Origin of the sequence: Nostoc cf. edaphicum LEGE 07299, assembly GCF_015207245.1 — a bacterium.
Lineage (GTDB): Bacteria > Cyanobacteriota > Cyanobacteriia > Cyanobacteriales > Nostocaceae > Nostoc > Nostoc edaphicum_B.
Map to the genome: position 1 here is coordinate 1 of NZ_JADEXF010000261.1, position 5,936 is coordinate 5,936.

The following is a 5,936-nucleotide window of genomic DNA, read 5'->3' on the forward strand; positions in this document are numbered from 1 at the left end:
ACTTTAGGACTAGAGACAGATAGCGCCAGATGGGTAATTTAAGTAATATGAACAGTGTAATTAGCTTCTTAAGGAAACTTCACAATGGCACTTTATCCTAGTGATAAAACTGAAACTGCATACAATGGCAAAGACCGCAATGCTGGTGAACTTGGGTTAACTCCTCAGTCTGAACTTTGGAACGGTCGCTTGGCTATGATCGGTTTTTTAGCTTACCTACTTTGGGATCTCAATGGTTATAGCGTCGTGCGGGACGTACTTCACTTGATTTCTTAAACTCACCGTTAAGGAATGAGCGTCTTTGTAGCAGGCTTAGATTCTATTCAAAGTATCAAATACAAGGCACTGGTTATAGTAAATACTAAATTTTACCAGTGTCTTCACCCTTATCATCCAACCTTTAAACCGAAAACAGTTTTTAGAATAGCATCTGCTTGTGTAATAATAGTTAAAGTATCTTAATATTTATACATATTTGGGAGCATTGGCATTGTCCAGTGTAAAACATTTACCACTAACACAGTTTTCCCGCTAGTAGTTAGTTGTATTTGTAATGACTATATTTTATTTTTGGAATTTTCACCTGAATGCTAGGCGGAGTAAAAGTGTGATCGAGTTAGAGCAACCACCCAGTCATCAAGCAGAATTGACTTCAGTAGTGAAAAGTAAATCTCAGTTTAAAGGACTTTTCATTGCTATTGCCATTGTTAGTGCATGGATCATTAGTCTGAGTTTATTACTTACCCTTGATATTTCCAAGTTAAAACTTTGGATATTATTGCCTGGCATAGCTTGGCAAACATTTTTATATACGGGATTATTTATTACATCTCATGATGCTATGCATGGGGTAGTATTTCCCCAAAATAACAAAATTAATCATCTTTTTGGGACATTAACCCTATCTCTTTATGGTCTTTTACCATACAAACAATTATTAAAAAAGCATTGGTTACATCACCAAAATCCAGCAACTAAAATAGATCCAGATTTTCATAATGGTAAACACAAAAACTTCTTTGCTTGGTATTTCCATTTTATGAAAGGTTACTGGAGTTGGGGACAAATTATTGCTGTGACTCTTATTTATCAATTTGGTAATCACATCCTTCATATCCCCCATGCTAATCTAATAAGTTTTTGGGTACTTCCTTCACTTTTAAGTTCATTCCAATTGTTTTATTTTGGTACTTTTCTTCCACATAGCGAACCAAGCGAAGGCTATATTCAGCCTCATTGTGCCCAAACGATTAGCCGTCCAATTTGGTGGTCATTTATCACTTGCTATCATTTCGGCTACCACGAGGAACATCATGAGTATCCTCATATTCCTTGGTGGCAGTTACCAGAAATTTATAAAGCGAAATAGTTCTTGTTTTTCTAATAAATAAGTGGATGTGAATAATTCAAGGTTTGTAGTCAGTGTCCCCAGCCCTTAAAATAAGTCTGGGGCTGCTTACTAAGAGCAAATTTATTCTGCTTATGCCAATTAATAATTCTCGTCTTGTCACTTATAGCCCTGCTTATACAATCGTTCCCACTTACGAGTGTTTTAATCGGTGTAGCTACTGCAACTTTCGCAGTGAACCAGGTAAAAGTCCCTGGATGAGTATTTCAGATGCAGACAGTATTTTAAAACCACTTCAAAGCGAAAAAGTCTGTGAAATTCTCATACTTAGCGGTGAAGTGCATCCAAATTCGCCAAAGCGTCAGGCGTGGTTTAGGCGGATTTATGATTTGTGTGAATTAGCGCTTTCAATGGGGTTTTTACCTCATACAAACGCGGGGCCACTGAGTTTTGAGGAGATGGAAAAACTCAAGCGTGTGAATGTTTCGATGGGGCTGATGTTGGAACAGTTAACGCCAACATTGTTAAATAGTGTACATCGGCACGCACCGAGTAAATTACCAGAAGTTCGTTTACAGCAATTGCAATGGGCGGGAGAGTTGCAGATTCCCTTTACAACTGGGTTACTGTTGGGAATTGGGGAAACAGCTGATGATTGCTGGGAAACATTAATAGCTATATCTCAACTGCATCAACGTTATCACCATATTCAAGAAGTTATCTTGCAACCTCATAGTCCAGGATATCAGCAAACCTTTGATGCACCACCTTTTGACCCTCATCATTTACCAGAAGTAATTGCTAAAGCACGTCAGATTTTACCGCCAGATATTACTATTCAAATTCCACCCAATTTAGTCAAAGATGACCGATGGTTACTCGCTTGTATCGAAGCTGGTGCGCGAGATTTGGGTGGAATAGGGCCAAAAGATGAGGTGAATCCTGATTATCCTCATGTTCAGGAACAGGCATTAAGAGAAATTTTACAGCCTGCGGGGTGGGAGTTGATGGCGCGATCGCCAGTTTATCCGCAATTTGATAGCTGGTTATCGGGAGAATTACAAACAGCAGTGAAACGCTGGCGCAAGACTCTAACCCCAGTTTCTCTTTTATAAGAATAGGGAAGTAGAGATTTTGTCATCTCGTAGTAGTTTTTTTTGCTGACGAGTATTTGAGGTGCGTTCATCCACCTTTGAACTCCGTTAACGAGTATTTGAGGTGCGTTCATCCACCTCTGAACTCCGTTGACGAGTATTTGAACTGGATTCATCCACCTTTGAACTCCGTTAACGAGTATTTGAGGTGCGTTCATCCACCTCTGAACTCCGTTGACGAGTATTTGAACTGGATTCATCTACCTCAATTCTGTATGATCTCAATTATTATGAGCATCATTGCTATATTTTTTACCTATGGTTAATAGTACTGACTTACTCGCAAACCTTTACAACGCCTTTAACCCTTTTGAACCCTTACCCGCAGGCGATCCAAAATATGTAGATTGTCAGGATGTGCGGGGAGATGCGGATATTTTGCAAGAGTTGGGAAATCGGATGCAATTGGCAAATACAAATACTTGCCAATTGTATTCTGGTCATCGAGGTGCGGGGAAGTCTACAGAATTACTCAGGTTAAAGAAGTATTTAGAAAATCGGAAATTTTATGTTGTCTATTTTGCGGCTGATGAAGAGGATATCGATTCTGAAGATGCCCAATATACAGATATTCTCCTCGCCTGTACCCGCCGTTTGCTCAAAGATTTGAAAGAAATTGCCAGTCCCGATCCTATACTCAACTGGTTAAAAAGTCGTTGGGAAGATTTAAAAGATTTGGCGCAGACTCCCATAGAGTTTGAGAGCCTGGGAGTAGAAGCCAAACTTGCTCAGTTTGCCAAGTTGACCGCAAATTTAAGGGCCGTTCCGGAATTACGCCAGAAGATTCGCCAAAAAATTGATCCTTACACCGTCACTTTAATTCAGGTGTTGAATGAGTTTCTAGCGGATGCAAAAAAGAACTTACCTACGGGTAAAACTCAACTGGCGGTAATTGTCGATAATTTAGACCGGATGGTGTTAGTCAAAGAAGGAGAACGCACCAACTATGAGGAAGTCTTTTTAGACCGCAGCGAACAACTCCAAGCTTTAGATTGCCATTTGATTTACACTGTCCCGATTTCAATGGTTTATTCTACCAGGGCAACAGACCTCAGAGATATCTACGGCGACCCCCAAATTTTGCCGATGATTATGGTAAACACTCTCAAGGGGGAAGTTTACCAGCCAGGACTCAAGAAAGTTAAAGAAGTAATTAACAAGCGAGTCCGGCAAATTGCACCGGAACTATCACTAGAGAAGGAAATTTTTGATAGTCCCCAAACCTTAGAAAGACTCTGTTTGATGAGTGGAGGTCATGTAAGGAATTTGCTATTGTTAACTCAAGATGCCATTGGACGCACTGAAGAGTTACCTGTTTCAGAAAAGGCGGTGCGACGAGCAATTACTCAAGCTAGAGATACTTTTCGCCGTGCTGTGGAAAATCATCAATGGTGTCTGTTAGCAGAAGTGTCTTCTTCTAAACGTATTATTAATGATGACTTGTATCGAAGTTTGATGTATAACCGCAGTCTTTTAGAATACCGATATTTGGATGATGATGGAGAGATGCAGCGTTGGTATGATATTCATCCATTGATTCAAGGAATTCCAGAATTTAAAGAAGCCGTAGTAAAACTTTCATGAACCCAAATTTAAGTGATTGGGATGATGATTTACCCCCAGAACCAGAAGAAGCTTATCAAGACTTGCTTCGCGCACTGAAGCGGAAATCAGGATTTGGTTTGTTTTTTGTCCAATGTACATCTGAGGAAGCAGACAAGTTCATTATCAAACTTCCCCAGGAAATTACACAGAAAAAGATTGCGGTTTTGCGATTGGTTGAGTCGATTGATAATTTATATCAGCCAGTAGCAGAGTTTATTAAAGACAAGCAAATTGATATTTTATTAATTAAAGGTCTGGAATATTCTTTATATAAATATGAAAAAAGAAGTTTTGGGGAAATTACCGAAGGACAATTTAGTAATTTAACCAGTGTTCCGCATATTCTAAATCACTTAAACAAACAGCGAGAACGCTTTAGAGATGATTTTCCAATTAGCTTTGTTTTTCTTTTGCGTTCATTTTCGATAAACTATTTTATTCATCGCGCCCCAGATTTTTTTGATTGGCGTTCTGGGGTGTTTGAATTACCTACAACGCCAGAAGTCGTAGAACAAAAATCAAATCGTCTGCTGTTGGAAGGAGACTATAAGGAATATTTAAAATTCAGTCTAGAACAAAAAATTGAGAAAGTCTTGGAAATTCAAGAGTTGCTGACCGAAAAACATCAATCAGAGAATCTTCAGGCAAGTTTACAATATGAACTGGGCAGGTTGTTACATTCTGCTGACGAATTTGAAGCCGCGATCGCATCCTACGACCAAGTACTGAAAATTAAACCAGATTACCACCGAGCTTGGTACAATCGGGGCTATGCGCTAGATGATTTAGGACGCAATGAAGAAGCGATCGCATCCTACGACCAAGCACTGAAATTTAAACTAGATTACCACGAACCTAGCAACTGGCAAGGCTATGCATTAATCAAATTAGGACGCAATAAAGAAGCGATCGCATTTTATGACCAAGCACTGAAATTTAAACCTGATGACTACGAAGCTTGGTACAACCGGGGCATTGCATTAGATGATTTGGGACGCTATCAAGAGGCGATCGCATCCTACGACCAAGCACTGAAATTTAAACCTGATAACTATGAAGCTTGGTGGAAACTAGCCTACGCATTAGTCAATTTGAAACGCTATGAACAAGCAATTTTTAACTATGACAAAGCCTTAGAAATTAAACCAGATAACCATATACTGTGGAATGGTCGAGCCTACTCATTAGCTCAACTAGGACAGCATGAAGAAGCTGTATCTGACTACAAAAAAGCTCAGTTGCTCAAACCAGATGACTATGATGCCTGGTATTGGCAAGGCGTTGCGTTAGGCAATTTAGGACGCTATGAAGAAGCAGTTGCATCATTCGACCAAGCACTGAAATTTCAACCTGATGACTACAATGCTTGGTATTTACGGGGCATTGTCCTAAATGATTTGGGACGCTATGAAGATGCAGTTGCATCCTACGATCAAGCACTGAAATTTCAACCTGATGACCACGAAGCTTGGAATAGCAAGGGTATTGCGCTAGGTATTTTGGGACGCTATGAAGAAGCGATCACATCATTAGACCAAGCACTGAAATTTCAACCTGATAATGATATTGCCTTCTACAACAAAGCTTGTTGTTATGCCCTTCAAAGTAATATTGAGCAAGCACTGGAAAACCTGCAACGAGCAATTAATTTGAATTCTGAAAAATGGCATGAATCGGCAAAAACTGACTCTAGTTTCGATGTTATTCGGGAAAATGAGCGGTTTAAAGCTTTAATTCAATAAAAAATGTAGTAATAATTCTAAGCAACTTTAATTCAAAACGATGCCCATAAATTACCAAATATAAAGTTTACCCATCTTCAATAATAC

At 39.3% G+C, this 5,936-nt stretch carries 5 protein-coding genes; all 5 read left to right on the plus strand.

Going from position 1 to position 5,936, the window contains the following annotated elements; translation table 11 throughout:
* Positions 1 to 84 precede the first annotated feature (84 nt).
* Positions 85 to 276, plus strand: coding sequence for a chlorophyll a/b-binding protein (locus tag IQ229_RS09915; RefSeq protein WP_194043279.1), 192 nt, complete (start codon positions 85 to 87; stop codon positions 274 to 276).
* A 331-nt stretch (positions 277 to 607) separates the two neighbouring features.
* Complete coding sequence (gene crtW / locus IQ229_RS09920) at positions 608 to 1,369, plus strand: beta-carotene ketolase CrtW (protein WP_194043281.1); 762 nt, start codon at positions 608 to 610, stop codon at positions 1,367 to 1,369.
* 113 nt (positions 1,370 to 1,482) lie between these two features.
* Positions 1,483 to 2,463 (plus strand): 7,8-didemethyl-8-hydroxy-5-deazariboflavin synthase subunit CofG, encoded by a 981-nt coding sequence (gene cofG, locus IQ229_RS09925; protein ID WP_194043283.1) that lies wholly within the window; start codon positions 1,483 to 1,485, stop codon positions 2,461 to 2,463.
* 297 nt (positions 2,464 to 2,760) lie between these two features.
* Complete coding sequence (locus tag IQ229_RS09930) at positions 2,761 to 4,086, plus strand: P-loop NTPase family protein (RefSeq protein WP_194043285.1); 1,326 nt, start codon at positions 2,761 to 2,763, stop codon at positions 4,084 to 4,086.
* Entirely contained in the window at positions 4,083 to 5,849 is a 1,767-nt protein-coding gene (locus IQ229_RS09935) for a tetratricopeptide repeat protein (protein ID WP_194043287.1), read from the plus strand. Before IQ229_RS09930 ends, IQ229_RS09935 begins: the two co-directional genes overlap by 4 nt.
* Positions 5,850 to 5,936: the final 87 nt, after the last annotated feature.